1 protein-coding gene is annotated in these 232 nt (G+C 48.7%); it reads right to left on the bottom strand.

The window, feature by feature from the left end:
- Window positions 1-186, bottom strand: a 186-nt coding sequence (locus RMT89_RS45655; RefSeq protein WP_399499151.1) for an acyltransferase family protein, incomplete at its 3' end; no start/stop codon positions are given.
- Window positions 187-232: the final 46 nt, after the last annotated feature.

Here is a 232-nt window from a genome sequence, read left to right as displayed (position 1 = left end):
GATGGAGGTCATCAAGAAGCCAGAAATAACAAAAAAGACGTCAACCCCAACAAACCCACCGGAAAAGCCGGGCACACCAAAGTGATAAAGCACCACAGCCACGACGGCCCAGGCGCGCAAACCGTTGATATCGTGACGAAACGCTTTGGGCGCTATTGGGTTGGGTTTGGAAAGCGTAATTGACATTATATGTTCCTATACAACTAGTACATTGAGTGCACACTGGCTCAAC

It is taken from the genome of Streptomyces sp. P17, from assembly GCF_032436805.1.
In the GTDB taxonomy this organism is placed as follows: domain Bacteria; phylum Actinomycetota; class Actinomycetes; order Streptomycetales; family Streptomycetaceae; genus Streptomyces.
Note: the sequence above shows the minus strand (reverse complement) of the source record. Positions and strands in the feature narration are given on the sequence as shown.